This window comes from Bradyrhizobium sp. Pa8 (assembly GCF_052588265.1).
Map to the genome: position 1 here is coordinate 5,536,558 of NZ_CP176767.1, position 20,542 is coordinate 5,557,099.

General features: G+C 62.6%; 18 protein-coding genes and 2 pseudogenes. 11 read left to right on the forward strand and 9 right to left on the reverse strand.

Going from position 1 to position 20,542, the window contains the following annotated elements:
• Positions 1-17: 17 nt before the first annotated feature.
• Genes rnr through ACKWRH_RS25910 form a run of 3 tightly spaced genes read left to right on the forward strand, consistent with a single transcriptional unit; the run spans position 18 to position 3,591 of the window.
• Positions 18-2,375, forward strand: a complete 2,358-nt coding sequence (gene rnr, locus ACKWRH_RS25900) for a ribonuclease R (RefSeq protein WP_445215824.1) — start codon at positions 18-20, stop codon at positions 2,373-2,375.
• Positions 2,369-2,809 (forward strand): DUF983 domain-containing protein, encoded by a 441-nt coding sequence (locus ACKWRH_RS25905; protein ID WP_014494700.1) that lies wholly within the window; start codon positions 2,369-2,371, stop codon positions 2,807-2,809. Before rnr ends, ACKWRH_RS25905 begins: the two co-directional genes overlap by 7 nt.
• 32 nt (positions 2,810-2,841) lie before the next feature.
• The gene (locus ACKWRH_RS25910; RefSeq protein ID WP_445215825.1) at positions 2,842-3,591 is read left to right on the forward strand and encodes an NUDIX hydrolase; all 750 of its coding nucleotides are present in this window, start codon (positions 2,842-2,844) and stop codon (positions 3,589-3,591) included.
• A 27-nt stretch (positions 3,592-3,618) separates the two neighbouring features.
• Here ACKWRH_RS25910 and ACKWRH_RS25915 read toward each other — a convergent pair whose 3' ends face one another.
• Both ACKWRH_RS25915 and ACKWRH_RS25920 read right to left on the reverse strand, forming a co-directional pair.
• A complete protein-coding gene (locus ACKWRH_RS25915; RefSeq protein ID WP_445215826.1) occupies positions 3,619-4,977 on the reverse strand; it encodes a metallophosphoesterase family protein in 1,359 nt (452 codons plus the stop codon).
• Between the two features lie 76 nt (positions 4,978-5,053).
• Positions 5,054-5,596 carry a hypothetical protein gene (locus tag ACKWRH_RS25920; protein WP_445215827.1) on the reverse strand — a complete coding sequence of 181 codons (543 nt, stop codon included), beginning with the start codon at positions 5,594-5,596 and terminating at the stop codon, positions 5,054-5,056.
• A 225-nt stretch (positions 5,597-5,821) separates the two neighbouring features.
• On the opposite strand from ACKWRH_RS25920, the gene ACKWRH_RS25925 reads away from it, so the two are divergent.
• From ACKWRH_RS25925 to ACKWRH_RS25935, 3 genes are all read left to right on the forward strand, one after another.
• Positions 5,822-7,147, forward strand: a complete 1,326-nt coding sequence (locus ACKWRH_RS25925; RefSeq protein WP_445215828.1) for an LLM class flavin-dependent oxidoreductase — start codon at positions 5,822-5,824, stop codon at positions 7,145-7,147.
• A gap of 124 nt (positions 7,148-7,271) precedes the next feature.
• Positions 7,272-7,439: a 50S ribosomal protein L33 gene (gene rpmG, locus ACKWRH_RS25930; protein ID WP_007603295.1), complete on the forward strand. Its 168-nt coding sequence runs from the start codon at positions 7,272-7,274 to the stop codon at positions 7,437-7,439.
• Between the two features lie 1,198 nt (positions 7,440-8,637).
• A complete protein-coding gene (locus ACKWRH_RS25935) occupies positions 8,638-8,964 on the forward strand; it encodes a BA14K family protein (RefSeq protein ID WP_063982797.1) in 327 nt (108 codons plus the stop codon).
• Positions 8,965-9,176: 212 nt separating this feature from the next.
• Here ACKWRH_RS25935 and ACKWRH_RS25940 read toward each other — a convergent pair.
• Positions 9,177-9,308: pseudogene (locus ACKWRH_RS25940) on the reverse strand (MFS transporter); the annotation flags it as partial.
• A 200-nt stretch (positions 9,309-9,508) separates the two neighbouring features.
• On the opposite strand from ACKWRH_RS25940, the gene ACKWRH_RS25945 reads away from it, so the two are divergent.
• Positions 9,509-10,363 carry an arylamine N-acetyltransferase family protein gene (locus ACKWRH_RS25945; protein ID WP_445215829.1) on the forward strand — a complete coding sequence of 285 codons (855 nt, stop codon included), beginning with the start codon at positions 9,509-9,511 and terminating at the stop codon, positions 10,361-10,363.
• A gap of 6 nt (positions 10,364-10,369) precedes the next feature.
• Here the strand turns inward: ACKWRH_RS25945 and ACKWRH_RS25950 are convergent.
• Together ACKWRH_RS25950 and ACKWRH_RS25955 are read right to left on the reverse strand one after the other, a co-directional pair.
• Positions 10,370-10,549, reverse strand: a pseudogene (locus ACKWRH_RS25950) (hypothetical protein); the annotation flags it as partial.
• A 737-nt stretch (positions 10,550-11,286) separates the two neighbouring features.
• Positions 11,287-11,721 (reverse strand): Imm50 family immunity protein, encoded by a 435-nt coding sequence (locus ACKWRH_RS25955; protein WP_445215830.1) that lies wholly within the window; start codon positions 11,719-11,721, stop codon positions 11,287-11,289.
• 67 nt (positions 11,722-11,788) lie between these two features.
• Between ACKWRH_RS25955 and ACKWRH_RS25960 the strand changes: the two genes are divergently transcribed.
• Complete coding sequence (locus ACKWRH_RS25960; protein WP_445215831.1) at positions 11,789-11,956, forward strand: RNA polymerase sigma factor region1.1 domain-containing protein; 168 nt, start codon at positions 11,789-11,791, stop codon at positions 11,954-11,956.
• A 141-nt stretch (positions 11,957-12,097) separates the two neighbouring features.
• On the forward strand, positions 12,098-12,952 hold the full coding sequence (locus ACKWRH_RS25965; RefSeq protein WP_445215832.1) for an SDR family NAD(P)-dependent oxidoreductase: 855 nt from the start codon (positions 12,098-12,100) through the stop codon (positions 12,950-12,952).
• A gap of 248 nt (positions 12,953-13,200) precedes the next feature.
• Here the strand turns inward: ACKWRH_RS25965 and ACKWRH_RS25970 are convergent, their stop codons facing one another.
• Positions 13,201-14,376 carry an OpgC family protein gene (locus ACKWRH_RS25970; protein ID WP_445215833.1) on the reverse strand — a complete coding sequence of 392 codons (1,176 nt, stop codon included), beginning with the start codon at positions 14,374-14,376 and terminating at the stop codon, positions 13,201-13,203.
• 802 nt (positions 14,377-15,178) lie between these two features.
• Here ACKWRH_RS25970 and ACKWRH_RS25975 point away from each other — a divergent pair.
• Complete coding sequence (locus ACKWRH_RS25975; RefSeq protein WP_445215834.1) at positions 15,179-16,156, forward strand: helix-turn-helix domain-containing protein; 978 nt, start codon at positions 15,179-15,181, stop codon at positions 16,154-16,156.
• 136 nt (positions 16,157-16,292) lie between these two features.
• Here ACKWRH_RS25975 and ACKWRH_RS25980 read toward each other — a convergent pair whose 3' ends face one another.
• Positions 16,293-17,531 carry an MFS transporter gene (locus tag ACKWRH_RS25980; protein WP_445215835.1) on the reverse strand — a complete coding sequence of 413 codons (1,239 nt, stop codon included), beginning with the start codon at positions 17,529-17,531 and terminating at the stop codon, positions 16,293-16,295.
• 129 nt (positions 17,532-17,660) lie between these two features.
• On the opposite strand from ACKWRH_RS25980, the gene ACKWRH_RS25985 reads away from it, so the two are divergent.
• A complete protein-coding gene (locus ACKWRH_RS25985) occupies positions 17,661-18,269 on the forward strand; it encodes a TetR/AcrR family transcriptional regulator (protein WP_445222480.1) in 609 nt (202 codons plus the stop codon).
• Positions 18,270-18,596: 327 nt separating this feature from the next.
• On the opposite strand, the gene ACKWRH_RS25990 is transcribed toward ACKWRH_RS25985, so the two are convergent.
• Both ACKWRH_RS25990 and ACKWRH_RS25995 read right to left on the reverse strand, forming a co-directional pair.
• Positions 18,597-19,970 (reverse strand): PleD family two-component system response regulator, encoded by a 1,374-nt coding sequence (locus tag ACKWRH_RS25990; protein ID WP_014494679.1) that lies wholly within the window; start codon positions 19,968-19,970, stop codon positions 18,597-18,599.
• A gap of 14 nt (positions 19,971-19,984) precedes the next feature.
• On the reverse strand, positions 19,985-20,350 hold the full coding sequence (locus ACKWRH_RS25995) for a response regulator (RefSeq protein ID WP_008566616.1): 366 nt from the start codon (positions 20,348-20,350) through the stop codon (positions 19,985-19,987).
• Positions 20,351-20,542: the final 192 nt, after the last annotated feature.

A 20,542-nucleotide genomic window follows, 5' to 3' on the forward strand; every position in this document is an offset into this window, starting at 1 on the left:
CAAGAATTAGAGGTTAAGTGAAACGCAAGAATGACCATGGCTTTCCGGACCGGAGCGCCATCGTCGCCTTCATCAAGGCAAATCCCGGAAAGGTCGGGACCCGCGAAATTGCGCGCGAGTTCGGCCTGAAGAACGCCGATCGCATCGAGCTTAAGCGCATGCTGCGCGAGCTCGCCGACGACGGCACCATCAAGAAAAAACGCCACAAGGTCTCCGAGCCGGACGCGCTCCCGTCGACGCTGGTCGCCGACATCACCGGCCGTGACAGTGACGGCGAGCTGATCGCCTCCCCCACCGAATGGGACGAGGTCGAAAGCGGCGAACCGCCCAAAATCCTCATCGTCATGCCGCGCCGGCCCAAGCCCGGCACCGCGGCCGGAGTCGGCGATCGCGCGCTGCTGCGCGTCGAGCGCACGGACGAGAACGAAGGCCCGGCCTATCGCGGCCACATCATCAAGGTCTTCGACAAGACGAAGAGCCGCATCCTCGGCGTGTTCCGCAGTCTGCCCGAAGGCGGCGGACGGCTGGTCCCGGTCGAAAAGAAGTCCGCCGACCGCGAGCTGAACATCGCCGCAGCCGACACGCACGGCGCACAGGATGGCGACCTCGTCAGTGTCGATATCGTCCGCACTCGCAGCTTTGGGCTGGCCTCCGGCCGGGTCAAGGAGAAGCTCGGCTCCGTCAAGTCGGAGAAGGCGATCAGCCTGATCGCGATCTACGCGCACGACATCCCCCTGCAGTTCCGGCCCGCGGCAGAGCGTGAAGCCGAAGCGGCAGAGCCGGCCAATCTGAAGGGGCGTGAAGACTGGCGCGACGTGCCGCTCGTCACCATCGATCCGCCGGATGCGAAGGACCACGACGACGCGGTGCATGCGCAGCCCGATCCTGATCCGAACAACAGAGGCGGCTTTATCGTCGATGTCGCCATCGCCGATGTGAGCTTCTACGTCCGGCCGGGCACCGCGCTCGACCGCGACGCGCTCGATCGCGGCAACTCGGTCTATTTCCCGGACCGTGTCGTGCCGATGCTGCCCGAGCGCATCTCCAACAATCTCTGCTCGCTGGTGCCGGGCGAGCCGCGCGGCGCGCTCGCGGTGCGGATGGTGCTCGGCCCTGACGGGCGGAAGCGCTCGCACAGCTTCCACCGCATCCTGATGCGCTCGGCGGCGAAGCTGAATTATGCGCAGGCGCAGGCCGCGATCGACGGCCGACCCGACGACACCACCGGACCCCTGCTCGATCCGATCCTGAGGCCGCTCTATGCCGCCTATGCCTGCGCCAAGCGCGCCCGCGACGAGCGCGATCCGCTCAATCTCGATCTGCCCGAGCGTAAGATCCTCTTGAAGAGCGACGGCACGGTCGATCGCGTCGTCGTGCCTGAACGTCTCGATGCGCACAAGCTGATCGAGGAGTTCATGATCCTCGCCAACGTCGCGGCAGCCGAGATGCTGGAGAAGAAGTCGCTCCCGCTGATCTACCGCGTGCACGACGAGCCGACGCTGGAGAAGGTCCACGCACTCGCGGAGTTTCTGGAGACGCTAGACGTTCCGTTCGCGAAAGGCGGCGCGCTGCGGCCCGCTTTGTTCAACCGCGTGCTGGCGCAGCTCGAAGGCCACGACCACTTCCCGCTGGTGAGCGAGGTCGTGCTGCGCGCCCAGGCCCAGGCCGAATACTCGTCCGAGAATTACGGTCATTTCGGCCTGAACCTGCGCCGCTACGCGCATTTCACCTCGCCGATCCGCCGCTATGCCGACCTCGTCGTGCACCGCGCGCTGGTCCGCGCGCTCGGCCTCGGCGAAGGCGCTCTGCCCGACAGCGAGACGCCGGAAAGCCTTGGCGAGGTCGCAGCCCATATCTCGGTGACCGAGCGGCGCGCGATGAAGGCGGAGCGCGAGACCGTCGACCGGCTGATCGCCCATCACCTCGCCGACCGCATCGGGGCGAGCTTCCAGGGCCGCGTCTCCGGCGTCACCCGCGCCGGCCTGTTCGTCAAGCTCGCCGAGACCGGCGCCGACGGCCTGATCCCGATCCGATCCCTTGGCACGGAATATTTCAACTATGACGAGAGCCGGCACGCGCTCGTCGGCACGCGCAGCGGCACCATGTATCAACTCGGCGACGTCGTCGACGTCCGCCTGATCGAAGCGGCCCCCATCGCGGGCGCGCTGCGCTTCGAGCTGCTGTCGTCCTCCAGCGAGACCGCACCGCGCGACCGCAGGCGTCCCGGCCCACAACGCCGCCCCTCGTTCAAGGCACATCCTGGACGCAGTCCGGATAAAAAACGCAAGCCGCCGAAGCAAAAGTCCGGCAAACCCAAGAAGGGCAAGGGCAAGAACAAAGGAAAAGGCGGGGGTCAGAAGGGCAAGGCATGGTGACGACGAGCACGGCCCCAAAGATCTGGACGCGCGAGACCGGTCTCGTCGAGAAGCGCGACGTCTGGACGGCCATGAAGCGCGGTTTCCGCAGCCGCTGCCCGCGCTGCGGCGAGGGCAAGCTGTTCCGTGCCTTTCTCAAAACCGCGGACAATTGCGCGGTCTGCGGCCTCGACTTCACGCCGCACCGCGCCGACGATCTGCCGGCCTATCTCGTGATCGTCATCGTCGGCCACATCGTGGTGCCCACGATCCTCTGGATCGAGACCAACTACACCACGCCGGTCTGGCTCAGCTTCGCGGCCTATCTGCCCTTCACCTTCGTCGCCTCGCTCGCGCTGCTCCAGCCGGTCAAGGGAGCTGTGGTCGGCTTGCAATGGGCTCTGCGCATGCACGGCTTTGACGACAACCCTCCGGATGGTATTCCGCCGGTCTAAGCAAATAATCAAAAAGCGGTTTGGGTGAGGACATGACGGATATGTCGCAGGGAGCCGAGAAGGCCAAGATCCACGAGGGCAAGGAAGCCGACCACCATCCCTATTTCCGCCCACGCGATGCGGCGACGCTGATCCTGGTCGATCGTAGCGGCAGCATTCCAAAAGTCCTCGTCGGCAAGCGCCACGACAAGGTGGTGTTCATGCCCGGAAAGTTCGTCTTCCCCGGCGGTCGTGTCGACAAGGACGATTACCGCGTGCCGGTCGCCGCCCCCATCACCGCCGAGCTGGAAGCCAATCTCGCCAAGGGCAGCCCGAAGACTCCGGCCTCGCGCGCAAAGTCGCTTGCGATTGCCGCAATCCGCGAGGCCTGCGAAGAGACCGGCCTCTGCCTCGGACGCAAGACCGAGGGGAAAGCAAAACTCGAGGGTGCCTGGAAGCCGTTCGCGGATGCGGGCCTGCTGCCCGACCCCTCAAGCCTGTTCCTGATCGCACGCGCGATCACCCCGCCCGGCCGCGTCAAGCGCTTCGACACCCGCTTCTTCACCGCGGACGCTTCCGCGATCACCCACCGCGTCGAGGGGGTGATCCATGCGGATGCCGAGCTGGTCGAGCTGGTCTGGGTCGAGCTCGGCTCAAAGCCGCTCGCCGATCTGCATCCGATGACACGCAACGTGCTCAACGAGCTCGACACGCGCCTTGCCACCGGCCCGCTCCGCCACGATGCGCCGGTGCCGTTCTTCCATTTCTACGGCGGCAAGATGCAGAAGGATATCTTGGGCTGATCCAGCCGCCGAACTCTCCAGGCTCGTTCACGCGATCAGCAAACTCAGCGCGGCACCTCTGAAGGCGCGGTCTTCGCTGCCACCTTGTCCGTAGCCGATCGCCCATTGCTGCGGCCACGCCAGCTGATCCAGCCCTCGCGCCGTCGCGGAGGTGAAAGACGACCAGCGCGTGGAATCGTGACGGCGGTACAAGAGACCGCCCGGGCCCATGTCCGGGTAGATCGCGACGTGAAGATCGAAACCCTCGCCCACCGGAAGATCAGGTCCAAACCAATAGGTTGGACTTCGCCCCGGCTCACGAGCAACGATGGCTGTCAGGGTTTGCCTCGGTCCCCGAAGCCCAAGCCAGAACGGCGCAATCGAACCAGGCGCGAAGGCCGTGAAAATCGTCTGGGCTGATGCGATATCGGTCGCAGCGCTTTGCCCCACAAGCCTCAGCTCGATCCGCCGCCCGCTCTCCACGCATCCGCTGAACGGCGCTTCGGCTTCCCCGAGCGGCAGCTCCCTCCACTGGGCGGGATCAGGATCGCGCAGCGGCCATTCCATCTTCTCCCTGACCGCACCGTCAACATCGAGCACCTGATAACGCAGGCCTTCCTCGTCAAGCGCGGCTTGAACGCAATGTAGATACTCGACACCTTCCGGCATCCTGTGAGCCGTTCCCGCGCCCGCAGTGCAGATCTGCAGGACACCGCGATGCGCCTGCACGTCGAAGGCGAGGATGTGGCTGCACAGATAGGCAAGCACGTTTTCGTTCACCAGGATGTCCCAGAACGGGCGAGCATATTCGTGGCCAATCTCGCGCTGATACGTCCCGGTAAAGCCGTTGACGGGAAACACCGGGTGATGACCAAGGACGAGCTTGTGTCGGGCGTCGCCATGCGCTCTGAGCGTTGTTTCGAGCCACGCGAGCTCGACATGGCCCTCACCTCCCAGGCCGCTCCAGAGCGTGTTGACGAACACCATCAGGAGGTCGCCGCGCCGCACGAAGTAGGAGAGGCCCGCCTGTCCCGGCGGCCCATTTTCCGGCAGCGCGAGCACTGCGCGAAACACCGCCTCGCTCATCAAATCGTAGGTCGTGTGGTTGCCGGTTGTGTGCCACATCGGAATGGCCGCACGGTCGAGCCATGCCATTTCCGTATCCAGCCAATAGCGCCACTGCGCGCGGAGCGCGTCCGGATCCGGCGTCAGCCCGATGATTTCATCGCCCGGGAAGAGCACGAATTCAGGCTGCGGTCTCAGGCGTTGAACGACCGCATTGACCGAGGCGAAGGTCTTTTCGTGCAATCCACCCGGCACGCCCGAACAGGAGTCGCCATACAACAGGAATTGGTGGCCCTTGCCGCGCGGTAGAAGCGCGGGAATGGAGTTATTCGCTGAGGTCATGGCCTTCCATTGCGGTGTGAGGCCGCGAGGATGGCAATTTCCGCAACGGGTAGCAACAGGCCGTGGCTGGACCTAATCAGGAATCATCAGGCTCGGTGCCGACATAGTCGCGCGCCGGCAGCTTGAGGACGCGGCCGATCTCGCTTGCGAGCCTGTCGGCCTCCTCGCGCCTGGTGAAGCTCTGGAGCGTGATCGGCTCGGTGCCCCTGTTGCCGCAGAGATTGACGTCGTAGGTCGTCAGATCCGCATCATAGTCATCGGTGATGCTGACGAAGTGATAGTCGGCGAGATCGCGGTGCTTGCGAATATTGAGCGGGCCGAACTGCCTGGTGATGACGATCTGGCGCAACGTCTCGTTGAGCACGACGAAAGTACGGAACGTCAGCAGGATGATTCCGGGGATGCCGACGAGCAGTCCCAATCCCGTGAACACCAGCACCGGCACGAGGTCGTCGGCGAGCCGGCCGAAGCCGGAAAAATCCTGGCGCAGGCCGAGGCCGACATTCCACAAGAGATAACCGCTCGCGGCCAGCAGCGGCAGCGACAATAGCCGGCCGACCCAGGGCATGGGACGGTCGATGCGAACGGTGCCGCCGTCCACGGTCATTGCGCCTGCCATTGAAGGTCTCCTCACGGGGTCCTGGCTTGGTCGGGGCGAGCGGCGGATCGGTTCGATGGCTTCCCCTTTGTCATTCCGGGGCGCCGCGGAGCGGCGAGCCCCGGAATGACGGAAACATGCTGAGCACGTCGCGAAAAACGAAAAAATCTTCCCGCCTCCCCCGATGGCGGAGTTCCCAGGCGTCCCTATGTCCTCCCTAACGACACCCAGAACGGATACGGGGCGATGGCACAACGGCAACTCAAGCTTGGCGCGTTCATGCGCCCGATCAGCATCCACACCGGCGCCTGGCGCTATCCCGGCGCCTGGCCGGACGCCAATTTCAACTTCGGCCATATCAAGACGCTGATCAGGAAGCTCGAGGCCGGCAAGTTCGACGCCTTCTTCATGGCCGATCACCTCGCCGTGCTGAACATGCCGGTCAATGCGCTCAAGCGCAGCCACACCGTGACCTCGTTCGAGCCGTTCACGCTGCTGTCGGCGCTGTCCGCCGTCACCGAGCGCATCGGCCTGATCGCGACGGGCTCGACGACGTTTGACGAGCCCTACCACGTGGCGCGCCGCTTCGCCTCGCTCGACCATCTCAGCGGCGGGCGCGCGGGCTGGAACATCGTCACCACCTCGAATCCGGACGCGGCGCTGAATTTCGGCCTCGATGACCACATGGAGCATGCCGAGCGCTACAAGCGCGCCCGCGAGTTCTACGACGTGGTCACGGGCCTCTGGGATTCCTTCGCCGACGACGCCTTCGTGCGCGACGTCGAAAGCGGCCTGTTCGTCGATCCCGCGAAGATGCACGTGCTCGACCACAACGGCAAATATCTGAAGGTGCGCGGCCCCCTCAACATCGCGCGGCCCGTGCAGGGCTGGCCGGTGATCGTGCAGGCCGGCGCATCGGAGGACGGCAGGCAGCTTGCGGCGGAGACGGCGGAAGCCGTGTTCACCGGCGGCGGCCCCCTCGCCGACGGCCAAAAACTCTATGCCGACATCAAGGGCCGCATGGAGAAGATCGGCCGCGATCCCGAGCATCTCAAGATTCTTCCCGGTGCCTTCGTCGTGGTCGGCGACAGCGTCGATGAGGCCAAGGAGAAGCGCGCGCTGCTCGACAGCCGCGTGCATTACGACAGCGCCATCGCCTCGCTCTCCGTCATCCTCGGCACGGACGCCTCAGGCTTCGATCCGGACGGACAACTGCCGGAGATTCCGGAGACCAACGCCAGCAAGAGCGGCCGCCAGCGTATGGTCGACCTCGCCAGGCGCGACAAGCTCACCGTGCGCCAGCTCGCCCAGCGCGTCGGCGGCTATGGCGGTTTGTCCTTCGTCGGCACCGCCAAGACCATCGCCGACCAGATGGAGGAATGGCTGGTCGGGCGCGGCTCCGACGGCTTCAACATCATGTTCCCGTTCCTGCCCGCCGGCCTCGACGATTTCGTCGACAAGGTGGTGCCGGAGCTGCAGCGCCGCGGGATTTTCCGCAAAGAGTATGAAGGAGCCACTTTGAGGGAGAATCTGGGCCTGCCGCGGCCGAAAAACCGGTTCTTCGAGGCGTAATGGGACCGTTTTGGGTGGTTTTCCGGGTGTAAAACCTTGACATCAGGCGGTTTCTGGCTAGGTTGCCGGCCAACGCGGGCCGTTTGGCCGGCTCCAGATTCCCTTCATTCCTGAGGTTCTGAACATGGCCAAAGCGGTCACCATCAAGGTCAAGCTCGTGTCCTCGGCTGACACCGGCTTCTATTACGTCGCCAAGAAGAATTCGCGCACCATGACCGACAAGCTGGTCAAGAAGAAGTACGATCCGGTCGCGCGCAAGCACGTCGAATTCCGCGAAGCCAAGATCAAGTAAGAAGATCAAGTAAGATCGCGGAATAAGCTACGGACTTTTGACGGGGCCTCACGGCCCCGTTTTTATTTGTGCCCTCTCATGTCGGGGCACGAGACCGAAGTTGACGCGCTGCTCTTTCTCCACGCCGTCGTTGCGAGGAGCTTTTGCGACGAAGCAGGTCGTTCAGCAGAAGCCGCGCTTTCTGCGGATGGCGAGTTTATAGGCAGACGCCACCTCAACCCTCGGTTGCCCGATCCGGAATGTATGTTACCGTGCATTTACCGGGGCGGCATCTCCGTCCCGCATTTGGGAAGGACATGCTCATGAAATTGTCATCAGGCTTTGTCGTGCCCTCTGTCATCGCTGTCTTGTCAACTGCCTTGCTGTGCGCCCCGGCAGCGTCGCAAATCCCGACTGGCTCCGCCGCCACGATTCCCCCTGTCACGGTCGATGCGCCGAAGCAGGTGGCAAAACCGCACGTGTCGGAGCGGAGAGCAAACACAACGGCGCCGCGCCGGACTGCGTCAACCGCTCAAACGTCATCGTCAGCCACACGGACGCCTTCGTATGCGCCGGGTTCGGTGATGGGGAGGATTGCCTCGCTGGAGAAAGTCGCCAGCAGCTGCAACGGTGGCTGTGCATCAAGCTTCCCACAGGGCAAAGAACCCTGGGTTGGATGCAGCGAGTCGGGCGGCGGCCAGAACTATGGACCTTTCTCGCCAACGTGCAGAGACACCATCACCCATACATCCTACGAGAATTGCGTCGAGACGAAGGTGTTCCTGGGCGAAAACCGAAACAGGGCCCACTGGTTTTGCAGCAGCCTGCAGGCCGGCAACAGGTTTAAGGTCGCCGATCTCAAGCGATCAGGACGTCGCTAGTCCATACCGCCCGCTGGCTTTCTGTTTCAGTTGAACTTGGACCCGATGTCGGCCAGCGCTGGCCGCGGCTAGCCCAGCGTCGCCCGCCGGTCGCGCGCAAGCGCACCGTCGAGGTAACGCTCCGCTGCGCCCGGGGCACGAGGGCAAGGACAGGCGCTCCTGGCGGCGGTGGACCACTCTTTCGCGTTCCGCAAGCAAACGATTCTTTCTGTATTTGAACGACGAGATCGCGCCAGGTCGCGCGTATGGGATCATAGCGAGCTTGTTCAGCGCAGATGTCGATCCAACTCCTGTCGCACCGGCAGCACGATTGCACCGGGCAATGATGGAGATGGATCATGACTGGACTTAAAATTCTCGCTGCCGTGGCTTTGTTGTCGGGCCTGACCGCAAGCGCCGCCTACGCGCAATCCGGCTTTGCGAGCAGCCATCCCGATACGTATGAGGCCGAGAACCCCAATCGCAACCTGAACGGCACGCTGACGCCGGCCGGTCGGCTGGGCCTCGAATTGCCGGATGGCGCAGCCCCTGCGCAAGGCGCGGACAGCGCCATGGCTCGCGCGGATGGCACCGCTTCACGTTCCTGCGCGGAGCGTTATCGATCCTACGATCCGGCAACGAGCACCTACCTCGGGTGGGACGGCAACCGCCATATTTGCAGGTAACGCAAAGCCGCAAGTCACCGGACCAGGTGGACGTCCGAACGGATGGCCAGATGACTCGGTTGGATTCGAGGCGCCGTCGAGATGGCGTCTCGAACTTTCCAGGACACCTTACGCGTCACGGCCAACTCGTGCCCCTCCTCAGGTCCTCATGCTCCCCGTTCTGCCGGAGGAGACGCCTCGGGTGCCGACGCTCGTGACAGCGCGCCCCGAAGCGCCGTGCGCAGCACCGGCGGCTGTGACGGCCGGATCAGCGCGAACGCGACCTGGATGATGCCGCCGGCAAGGCCGAGCCCGATGCCGATGCGCCAGGCCATCGTGTAGGAGCCGAGCGCGTCGTAGAGCACCCGCCAATGGTCGCATCACCTCGGGCGCGTGCGCGCATCCGATAAGGGGACGCCGGTGCAAGTAGACTGATGTCGGCTCAGGGCGAACCGCTGCCATCCTCGAAACTCTAATCGGACCAAATCATCGTACCCGAGACTTCTGTGGGATACCGAGCCGAAAAATGGCAATATGGGCGTCCTGGACGCCCGGAGCGCGTGAGATGCTCGGCACACAACTCGATCAAAAAGCCTGGCTTGCACGCATCGGCTATGCTGGGCCGCTCACACCAACGCTTGAGACTCTGAATCAGCTTATTTTCAGACACTCGCATTCAATCCCCTATGAAACGCTCGATATTATGCTGGGACGTCCGCCAAAGCTCGACATCCCTACGCTCCAGCAGAAGATGATTGCCAGCGGGCGTGGCGGATACTGCTTTGAACAAAACATGCTCTTCCGAGCCGGACTTCGGTCGCTCGGCTACAGGATCACAAGCCTGCAAGGGCGCGTCGTGCGCGGGCTGGAGATCGACGCACCGCGCCCAGCCATCCACATGCTGTTGAAAGTGGAGTTGCCGGAGGGGACTTATCTGGCGGATGTCGGCTTCGGCAACCTCGCCCCTACCTGCGCGCTCGTGCTCGTGCCGCAGGTCGAACAAGAGACGCCCCACGAGGTCATGCGTTTCATTGATATTGGCGGCGAGCTGACGCTCCAGGCGCGGCTCAAGCATGGCTGGCAGCACATCTACCGGGTCATTCCTTATCCCCGCTACGATGGCGAATACGAGATTACCAACTGGTACACTGCGACCCATCCGGATACGCCCTACCAAGGCAACATCATCGTGGCAAAGCCGGGACCGAACAGGAGCCGGATCACTATGTACAACGCGCGCGTCACCGTGCGCGACGCAGACGGGCACGCGGAGAAACGCTGGTTGGCGACCGAAAGGGAGTTTAGGGACGTGCTGCGCGGCGAATTCGGACTAAACATGTCCGACCAGCAGATCGATGAGTGCGTTGCGGTTATGAAGGCGAAAGGAACGGGAGACGCTCCGCACCCCTTCTTTGCCTAGGCTCTCTTAGTCCGTGTCCGAAACGAGTCCACAAGCGGCCATCACGACCACGCAGCACGGCGTCCGCAGCACCGGTGACGGCGGCTGCGACGGCCGGATCAGCGCGAACGCAGCCTGGATGATGCCGCCCGCCAAGCCCAGCGCCACGCCGATGCTCCAGGCCATGGTGTAGGAGCCGAGAGCTCCCAGGATGACCGCGCCCGCGGACATCCTTGTCATCAGGATTGCTTAACCAACAAATCTTGAGGGTAGTGCATAAATCTCACCAGTTATCATAGGTTGCATTGTGCAATGAAGGTCCCGAGACAATCGGCGGGGTTTTTGGATTATGGGCAACGACGTCCCTTGGTAGGTGAGCTTGATTGTATCTTTCCTTCCGCTCGTGCTCGGCTGTGGCGCGATTGCGTGCCACGGGCGGGGTCTTCGACAATCTCACGCAGGAGATTAAGCGCGGCAACGATCTGCGCGAGAACGGCAAGCCTTGAGCGAGCACACAATGACCGATAGCGAAGATGCCGTTACGAGCTTTCTGAACGTTGACCTGGACATAGGAGGAGCCGCTCGCGAGATTGAAGAGTTTTTGAAACCGATTGAAGCCTCGGTCAAAGCATGATCTCTCACTGGATAGCGGTGATCGTGTTGTTCCTGATTGTTGCCGGTGGAATGGCGTTGGCATGGCCCCGTCGAAAGAAGGCGTCCGGCCTCGGGGCTGATGTTGATGGCCCCGGCCCGTCGATAGATGGCGGAAGCGATCATCACTCTGGAGGCGATGGTTTTTCGGCAGGTGACTAGCCGCTGACGGCATACCCGCGCGACCGCTCAGGCTCTGAAACCAGCGCTCATGGCGACACGCCCCGCTACGCACATAGGAGACGACGTTGACGCTTGGTCGCTCGACGTCAGCGATAGGCCACGAGCAGTCATCAGTCGTCCTGACCGCTCGGCTTGCCTGGCTTGAATTCTATGGAAACCGAGCGCGCCCGGATGAAGCCGTCGAGGCCGTAGCAAGGCTCAAGCTCGACCTCAATGTCTTGCGGAAGCGGACTAAAGCAGCCGTAACGATCTGCGCGATCAGGTGCACGCCGCAACACCAGCCCGCCAATGACATTCTGGTGGCTGAAACCGTCGAGCTTCAGATCCACGACCTCGGTGAGCATGAACGTCACGATGGCGTGCCGATCGAGCACGTAGTAGCCGTCCTGCCCCACTTCACCTGTGCCAATCCAACCATGGAGACAAAGGGTGCTTTGCCCTTTGCGGCGCAGGTTCAGGCTGAGGATTTCGGCGTCGTGAAAGGTCGGCACCTGGCCAAACCACCTTACAAGCTCGGCGCCCCCGGCGATCTCGTCATAGGTCACTGTTCCCTCCCGGTGCGCCAAACCGACTCTCTCCCCGTATAGTGGAGGCTACAAAAGGGAGAGTAACATGAACGTGCCGGACATCATTCGGCGAGCTATCGAAATTGGTGAACGGAACGGCAAGATTACCTTTGATGAGCTGAACCAACTATGTGGCCGTGAGCCAGATCTCGAAGACATTGAACGCATTTTAGAAGCTCTCAGCGACGCAGGAATTTGGCTTGAGGGAGAGTGAAACAGGTGACCCTGGCGAAGTCGTCTACAGTGGGACACGAACGGACATCCGGCACGCTTCCCAATCGCTCGAAAGCGCGGTCATATGGCGTCCGGGGACACTTGGCGTTTTGGCGCGAGGGTGTCCGCTTGCACGAGGAGAATGCGCGTGAAGGAACTCGCTGGAAAGACTGTGTTCGTGACCGGTGCAGCGTCAGGCATTGGACTGGGGATCGCGACCGCCTTCGCCCAAGCGGGGGCGAAAGTTATGCTTTGCGACATTGAAGAAGCGGCTCTGTCCGCAGCGCTCGAGCAACTGAGGCTCACCAACGTCGATGTCGACGGCGTGAAAGCGGACGTTTCACTCAAAGCCGAACTCGTGGCGGCCGCCGAAGCCACGACTGCCCGCTATGGCAAGGTGCATATCATCGTCAACAACGCGGGCGTTGGCGGCGGTGGGCCTTATGGCGCCTGGACCGAGGCGTCGTGGAGTTGGACCATGGGCGTCAACCTGATGGCGACCATTTGGGGGATCGAGATTTTCGGGCCGTTGATCGAGCAGCATGGCGAGGGTGGACACATCGTCTCCACAGCCTCGATCGCTGGCCTCATTTCGGGGGAGAGCAATGCATACAACGTCTCCAAGTATGGCGTTGTCGCGCTGTCCGAGGGCCTGCGGCGTGAACTCGCGCCCCGAGGGATTGGCGTATCGGTGCTGTGTCCAGGGATCATCCGCACTCAAATCATGAACTCGAGACGCAATCTCCCCAAGCGCTTCGAGGGGGAGCTCCCCGCCCTGCCGACTTCGGGCCCACGTGCCGACGGGATCAATATGCTCCGGGAACGCATCTCTCTGGGCATAGAACCCAACTATGTCGGTGAACTCGTCCGCGAAGGCGTCGAAAAGGACTTGCCATATATCTCCACCGACCTCGAATTTGAGCCGATGATCGAAGCGCGCTTCGCCGCAATCAAGCAAGGCTTTGACCACATCCGCGGGTGCACCCCGAAACGTTGAGCGCGCAGCCCTTCCACCAGCCTTAGCGGCTAAAGCGAATATTCGGGTAGGGCTGAAACCGGATTCAAAGCCGTTGCGCAGTCGACCGCCAATGTCTCAGTTGGGTCAAAATGCGAAGCAATCAGAGTGAACAAAGTCAGTCCGCTCTACCCCACCAAGTGGACCTCAATGAAAGGTGTCGCCACTTCGCTGATGGACCAAGAGCCGCTCGCCGTGCTCCACGCAATCTACCAGTTTAGCCTACAGTTTTAGCGAACCGGCGGAACTTTCTCGATCGACTGCGTCCACCCTGACTTCCGCTCGCGCTTGAGGCTGATCGCGTTCAGTAGCCGCGCGGCGACGATCATCATCAGGACTCCGGCAAAACTGACCACGATCTGCATCGCAAGCCCCTCGGAGAGGTCGAGCAGCGTAAGGTGGCTAGCGAGCGCCAGAAGGACGCCGAGACAATAGATCGGCAGCGAATTCTCGCCACACCACCTTGCGCAGCTCAGCGCCGGCGTTGATAGCGCTCCCCAATTCTGAGGAATGAATCGCAGCACCACAATTGCAAGAGCCACAAAATGCAGCAGCCTTATCGGACTGAGATTCGATTTATCCAATGGAAACACCAGATCCTTCAAAGTTTGCGGGACCAGCGGCTTGATGCTCCAACTCTGTGCAAGGACCAGGCCGAAAATCAGATAGAGAACGGCAAGAACAAGCGCCGGGCGCGACATCATCCATGGCCGGAATTTCCCTCCCTCAACGACGCACCATGCGCCCAGCACGATCAGAAGCTGCCAAGCCAGCGGATTAAAGAACCAGACGCCATTGGGCCAGGCTGGCACACTCCAACCGAAGACGTGCACGAGCGCGTACAGCAACAGGGACGCTCCCAGCGTCACGTTCGGTACTCGCAGCAGCAGCCATAGCAGCGGCGGGAACAGCACGTGAAAAATCACAAAAACCGGCAAGACGTCGGTATTGACGGGCCGGTATTGCAGGATTGCGGCGTGCGCAAGCGTGGCGCCCGGATGCTCGAGCAGAATTCGCGTATTGCTCTCGTCGGCGAGATCATCGCTGCCCGCAAGGTAGACGAGGACGACGCAAGCGAGCGTGAGCAGCAGAAACGCCGCATAGATGTCCCATCCTCGCCGCAGCGAACGGCCAATCATGCCGCTCCAGCCCTCGCGCTCCCGTGCCCTGCCGTAGGCGAGTGCGCAGGTCGCGCCCGAGAGGAACATGAAGATCTCGGCGGCATCGCAGAAGCCGTAGTTGCGCGGTGTCAGCCAGCTCCCGATGTTATTGGGAACGTGATCGAGAAAGATCCACCATAACGCGATCCCGCGACAGATGTCGATACGCAGATCGCGGCCAGCCGCTTTGAACTCCGGCGGAGTTTCGCCGAACCATCGCGTCGAGGTGTGAGTTCGATCATCCATCTGCCGGCCTGTCTGCGCGCGCTCGCACTCATGGGGTCGATAACGCGCGCCAGCTACCCGTTGGATGATGGGGGCTCTTTGGTCGCCCAGCTGCTCCTCTGAGCGCCAGGGTCGGCAGGATCATCGTCCTCCCAAGGCACTTGCAAGGTTATGTCGCCGACGCCCCGTATCAAAAGTTGCTTTCGCATTTCGATGAGACGCGCACGGCAGTATTCGCGAAAAAGCATGTCGACTATGGCGGACATGATCGAATCCCTTCCTGATCACCACGGTTGACGTCCCATGTGACAGATTTCGACCATTTCACCCGGCGGCTGAAAAGGAGCTGTGCCGGGACGTAATTTGTGTCCGACGGACCTTAATGGTGATGCGACGATCAAGGCACGACAGGAAATCGGTAGAGGATAGTCTCGTGCTGCAGAACTTCTGCTCGCGGGTCGATGAGCCCGAGCAGTCGCGAACAGCGTTGTAAAGTTTGACTTGGTCTTGCAACCTGCCAGGGATTTCCAAATAGGATCCGATGGCAGCAATTTGAAATAGAGCCATCACAATCATCCCCTCAAAGGAGATATTTGCACGCGATATTCGCAATCAAAGATTGTCGCAATTTTCCGGTCGCCACGTGAGCCAGTTCACATCAACATCAATCACAGGTGAACGAGACTAGCAGACAAGCGATGTAGCTTCTTGGAGGCCTGCGTACCTCAAGGGACGGTCGGTGCGCAAATTGCAAAGTACGGATACCGACCGCTGGCCTTTCGCTGCATTTGAACCCAATGTCTTATCAAGGCTGGAGGTCCCCATGTCTACGGACGCAGCCGATTTCGTATCGCATCGATTTTCGACGCGCGAACATCCGGAGCGGATGCGACTTCCACTATGGCGCGAGAGCTTTGTGCGGGGGATAGTCCACGTCGATGTCGAGCCTCTTGCGAACATTCCGTTTCAAGTCGACGCAACGCTGCAGGCGATCCGCAGTTTGCGCAGGCTCGCACTGAAAGGCTCGCCAATGCGCTTCCAGCGCTTGCGGACGAGCATTGCCGACGGTGACGACTCGATCGGCCTGATCGTCTCCTCGCCCGGCAAAAGTCAGCTGACGCAGCGGGGCCGCGACGTCGAGCTTTGCGCCGGCGGCGCAGTCTCGATTCTGCATTCGGAGCCCGCCACCGTCACCTATGTCGACGGAATACTATTCGGTCTGGCCGTGCCCCGCGAGGCGCTTGCGCAGCGCGTGACGGACATCGAGAGCCTCGCTATGCGACCGATCCCTCAGCGAAATGAACCGCTTCGTCTCCTCATGGCCTATCTGAAGTCGGCATTCAAGGAGGGGGCTCTGGCCGCCCCCAAGCTGCGTGAAGTCGTCATGGCTCACACCTGTGATCTCGTAGCGCTCGCAGTCGGCGGGTGCGCTCCCTTGGGCGAGAGCGATGCGAGTGCGGTCGTGGCCTCGCGCCACAGTGCCGTCCTCGACTACATCGCGACACACTTTCAGGAGCCCGGGCTCAGCGTCGAAACGGCCGCTCGCTGCCAGGGCATTTCACCTCGCTATCTGCAGCGCCTGATGGCGCTGTCAGGATCGTCGTTCACCGGGCACGTGAATGAGCTACGTCTGCAACTTGCGCTCAAATTGCTGACCGAGGCGCGCGCCGGTGCGCAACTGATTTCCGATATCGCCCTGGAGGTGGGTTTCTCGGACGTTTCGCATTTCAATCGCCTGTTCCGAGCTCGCTTCGGCGATTCGCCGCGTGGGGTTCGCTACATCGGCAGGGATCGCGGCTGAGCGATGTGCTCTTGATCGGCCCATGCGCGAGATGCTGCTACCGAATGTCCGCTTCAGGTCACAAGCTGCCATCACGAAGAAGCAGCGTGGCGTCCGCTATAAGCCCCCAAGCTGACGTTGGCGAGCGCAGCCCCGGCTACGCCGTCCGCAGCACCGGCGCCGGCGGCTGCGACGGCCGGATCAGTGCGAACGCAACCTGGATGATGCCACCGGCCAAGCCCAGCGCCACGCCGATGCGCCAGGCCATGGTGTAGGAGCCGAGCGCGTCGTAGATTACGCCTCCTCCGTACGCGCCGAGGAAGCTGCCGATCTGATGGCTCATGAAGGCGAGGCCCTGGATCATCGCCTGCCAGCGCAGGCCGAACATCTCGGCGACGGCGCCGGCGACCAACGGGCCGACGCCCATCCAGAGGAAGCCCATGATGGCGCCGAACAGCAGCGTCGAGAACGATGTCGCCGGCAGCATGAAGTACCAGGCGAGCGCGAGCGAGCGCAGGATATAGATCCCGCCCAGCAGCGCCAGCTTGTTCCAGCGCTGGCCGGCCCAGCCGAAGAACAGCGAACCCAGCACGTTGAAACCGCCGATCATGCCGAGCGTCTGCGCGCTCAGCATCGGATCGAGGCCGCAGATCGCCAGATAGGACGGCAGATGCGTGGTGAGAAACACGAGCTGCATGCCGCAGACGAGATAGGCGCAGGTCATCACGACGAAGGGGACGTTGCCGAACGCCGCCTTCGCGACGGATGCGGCCGTGGCATCGCCGATATCGTCGGCGGCCGGCTTTGGCAGCGGGACCTGGTCGACGCGTCCGGCATACCAGGCCGCGGGAATCATCAGCACCGACATGACGACGAAGCCGGCGAGCCCGGCGCGCCAGCCAAAACCCTCGTTGAGCATCTGCCCGATCGGCGCGGACAGCAGCGCGCCAAGCGAGCCCGCGCCGGAGACGATGCCGAGCACGGTGGAGCGCACCGTCGCGGGCACCGCGCGCGCGGCCACCGACATCGCGATCGCCGCCGCGGTGCAGGCCAGCGACGTCCCGATCAGCACGCCGGCGCCGATCATGATGCTGACGAGCCCGTTCGCGGTCGCCATCAGAATGAGGCCCGCAATGTACATCAGCGATCCCACGATCATGATCGGGCGGAAGCCGTAGCGCACCGTCATCGCGCCTGCGAGCGGCTGGAGAAAGCCCCAGGCGAGGTTCTGCACGGCGAGCGCCAGCGTGAAGTCGGACACCGACAAATGGATGTCGTGCGTCAACGGCTGCATGAAGATGCCGAGGCTCTGCCGCAGCCCCATGCTCAGCGTCAGCATGATCGAGGCGCCGATCAGGATGGGCAATGTCGGACGGAGGACCTGCAAAAGGGGCATATTCTTCTCCCTCGTCGGCGCGACGCGCGCGCCGGCGTCTGCAATTCTCAATGATTTTGGTTACACAGACCTGTGTACTTAGGCTATGAAAGGTCCATGCTGTCAAGCGAACAGGACCCGCAGCTCCGCATGGCTCCCCCGCCCACACCACAGACGATGAAGGAGCGGATCCTCGAGACCGCCGACAAGCTGTTCTATCTGCAAGGCATTCGCGCCATCGGCGTCGACACCATCGCGGCCGAGATCGGCATCTCCAAGCGCACGCTCTATAACCACTTTCCCTCCAAGGACGCGCTGATCGCGGCCTATCTGGAGCGCCGTTTCGTAGCTCCGCGCCCCTCCGACAAGCCGCCGGCCGAGCAGATTCTTGGCACCTTCGATTCGCTGGAGCGGCGCTTTGCGACCAAGGATTTTCGCGGCTGCCCGTTCGTCAATGCGGTCGCCGAGCTCGGGCCAAAGGACCGCGCCGTGAAGAAGATCGCAATCGCCTTCAAGGAAAGCCGCCGCGTCTGGTTTCGCGAGCGGTTGAAGGAGCTCGGCGTCACGGAGGCGGATGCGCTCGCTACCCAGCTCGTGCTCCTTGTCGATGGCTCGATCGCGCAGGACCTCGTGCGCGACGACCCTGCGATGGCCCGCGCCGCGAAGGAAGCGGCCAAGGTGCTGCTGCGGAATGCGGGGGTGGATGTGGGTGATGCGGAGAAGCAAGCCGTGACGCACAGCAAGCGCACGCCACACTGAGCACTGCTGCCGCATCACTCGGTGTCATCACCCGCGAAAGCGGGTGATCCAGTGTTCCAGAGACAGTGGGGCTAGAACCGAGAAGCCGCGGCGTACTGGATTCCCCGCTTTCGCGAGGAATGACAGTGGAGCTTGTGGGGACGCGACGACACCTGACTATACGTCAGGACCAATTCGCGATCCTACCAAAATGCTCCTGTTTTGCCCGACGTGTCAAATGCCTGTGCAACCGGCATAGGCCGCCTTGCTGCCTGCGCAAGCCATTGATCCGACTAACGCCGGCTACTGTGCATGGGGTTGTTTTCGCATTTTTATGCGCAGGCGGCCTCACGCCGCCTGCGACACCACCCGATTGCGGCCGTCGTGCTTGGCGCGGTAGAGCGCGGTGTCGGCGCGCTTGAGGACGTCGGCGACCGCCTCGCCCTTCTGCTCAAGCGTGGTGAGGCCGATCGAGATCGTGACCTCGATGCGCTTGGTGCCCTTGTGGACGGCGAACGGCTCGCCCGCGATCGAGCGGCGCAGGCGCTCGGCGACCATGCCGGCGACGTGGAGATCGGTCTCCGGCATCACGATGACGAACTCCTCGCCGCCGTAACGGCAGGCGAGATCAATGCCGCGGATCGATTTTCGCACGCGCACCGCGAACTCGCGCAGCACGTCGTCGCCGGCGTCGTGGCCGTAATTGTCGTTGATCGACTTGAAATAGTCGATGTCCAGAATCATCAGCGCCAGGGGCTTGCCGCGGGTCGAGGCCTGCTCGGCGAGCGTCGCCAGATGGCTCTCCATGTAGCGGCGATTGTGCAGGCCGGTGAGCGCGTCGGTGATCGCCATCTCGATCGAGTTCTGCACGTTGTCTCGGAGATGATCGGTGTAGCGGCGGCGGCGGATCTGGGTGCGGGCGCGCGCCAGCAGCTCGGTCTTGTCGATCGGGCGCAGCAGGTAGTCGTTGACGCCGATCTCGAGGCCGCGGAGCAGCCGCGTCGAGTTTTCGGGGTCCGCGATCGCCAGGATCGGCACGTGGCGCGTGCGCTCCAGCGAGCGCGCCTGGCTGCACAGCCTGAGGCCGTCGAAATTGTTGAGGTCGAGCGAGACGATCAGCAGGTCGTAATTGCCCTCGGCGGCGTGGAACAGCGCCTCCGTCGGGTTCGGCTCGACGTCGATGGTGTGCTCCGCGGCGAGGATCGTCGCCAGCCGCTCATAGGAGGACTGCCGGTCGTCGACCAGCAGAATGCGGCCGCCCCGGCCGGTGTCGGCCACGGCGCTGCGCTCGGGCGCCTGCATGCCGATCTCGAGCGAGGTGATGGCGCGCATGCGCAGCTCATCGGTCATCATCTTCAGCCGCGTCAGCGAGCGCACGCGTGCGATCAGCACGACGTCGGAGACGGGTTTTGTCAGGAAATCGTCGGCGCCGGCTTCCAGCCCGCGATTGCGGTCGGCGGGGCTGTCGAGCGCGGTGACCATCACGACGGGGATGTGGTGCGTCGCCGGATCGGTCTTCAGGCGGCGGCAGACTTCAAAGCCGTCCATGTCGGGCATCATCACGTCGAGCAGGATGATGTCGCATTCGGCGCGGCTGGCCAGCGCCAGCGCCTCGGTGCCGTTCGAGGCGGTCATCACGTCGAAATATTCGGCGGACAGGCGAGCTTCGAGGAGTTTGACGTTGGCGGGAACGTCATCGACAACCAGGATACGCGCGGACACTTTGAACTCACTTCCTATCCGATAAAACGCCGGACCGTCTCAATGAATTTGCCGACCGAGATCGGCTTGGACAAATAGGCCTCGCAGCCGCCCTCGCGGATGCGCTCTTCGTCGCCCTTCATCGCGAACGCCGTGACCGCGACGACGGGAATGGCACGCAGCTCCGGATCGTCCTTGATCCAGCGCGTCACCTCGAGGCCCGAGACCTGCGGCAATTGGATATCCATCAGCACGAGGTCGGGCCGCATCTTGCGAACGAGGTCGAGCGCCTCGTAGCCGTTGCTGGTGCCGGAGGTCTGGTAACCGTGCGCCTCCAACAGGTCGCGGAAGAGCTTCATGTTGAGCTCGTTGTCTTCCACGATCAGGACGGTCTTAGCCATCCCGCCCTCCTGATTGGCACGAAGCCCTATACATGTGACGCCTCAGGCGCCGCTCGCCGGCGCTTCGAAAACTGGATTCAAACTAGCCTCAGATTCGCTTGAGTTTCGTTAAACCCGAGGGCCGACTTTCTGCGATGTGGTTTCCAGTTGCTTGTCGGCGGTCTTGAGACTCGGGCATGATGGCTGCAAAGT

What these genes read in the sequence shown, in the direction of transcription:
- ACKWRH_RS25935 (WP_063982797.1), top strand. Translation starts at nt 8,638, where the DNA reads ATGACTGGACTTAAAATTCTCGCTGCCGTGGCTTTGTTGTCGGGCCTG.
- ACKWRH_RS25905 (WP_014494700.1), top strand. Translation starts at nt 2,369, where the DNA reads ATGGTGACGACGAGCACGGCCCCAAAGATCTGGACGCGCGAGACCGGT.
- ACKWRH_RS25980 (WP_445215835.1), bottom strand. Translation starts at nt 17,531, where the DNA reads ATGCCCCTTTTGCAGGTCCTCCGTCCGACATTGCCCATCCTGATCGGC.
- ACKWRH_RS25920 (WP_445215827.1), bottom strand. Translation starts at nt 5,596, where the DNA reads ATGGCAGGCGCAATGACCGTGGACGGCGGCACCGTTCGCATCGACCGT.
- ACKWRH_RS25960 (WP_445215831.1), top strand. Translation starts at nt 11,789, where the DNA reads ATGAACGTGCCGGACATCATTCGGCGAGCTATCGAAATTGGTGAACGG.
- ACKWRH_RS25925 (WP_445215828.1), top strand. Translation starts at nt 5,822, where the DNA reads ATGGCACAACGGCAACTCAAGCTTGGCGCGTTCATGCGCCCGATCAGC.
- rpmG (WP_007603295.1), top strand. Translation starts at nt 7,272, where the DNA reads ATGGCCAAAGCGGTCACCATCAAGGTCAAGCTCGTGTCCTCGGCTGAC.
- ACKWRH_RS25945 (WP_445215829.1), top strand. Translation starts at nt 9,509, where the DNA reads ATGCTCGGCACACAACTCGATCAAAAAGCCTGGCTTGCACGCATCGGC.
- ACKWRH_RS25995 (WP_008566616.1), bottom strand. Translation starts at nt 20,350, where the DNA reads ATGGCTAAGACCGTCCTGATCGTGGAAGACAACGAGCTCAACATGAAG.
- ACKWRH_RS25985 (WP_445222480.1), top strand. Translation starts at nt 17,661, where the DNA reads ATGGCTCCCCCGCCCACACCACAGACGATGAAGGAGCGGATCCTCGAG.
- ACKWRH_RS25975 (WP_445215834.1), top strand. Translation starts at nt 15,179, where the DNA reads ATGTCTACGGACGCAGCCGATTTCGTATCGCATCGATTTTCGACGCGC.
- ACKWRH_RS25965 (WP_445215832.1), top strand. Translation starts at nt 12,098, where the DNA reads ATGCGCGTGAAGGAACTCGCTGGAAAGACTGTGTTCGTGACCGGTGCA.
- ACKWRH_RS25915 (WP_445215826.1), bottom strand. Translation starts at nt 4,977, where the DNA reads ATGACCTCAGCGAATAACTCCATTCCCGCGCTTCTACCGCGCGGCAAG.
- ACKWRH_RS25970 (WP_445215833.1), bottom strand. Translation starts at nt 14,376, where the DNA reads ATGGATGATCGAACTCACACCTCGACGCGATGGTTCGGCGAAACTCCG.
- ACKWRH_RS25910 (WP_445215825.1), top strand. Translation starts at nt 2,842, where the DNA reads ATGACGGATATGTCGCAGGGAGCCGAGAAGGCCAAGATCCACGAGGGC.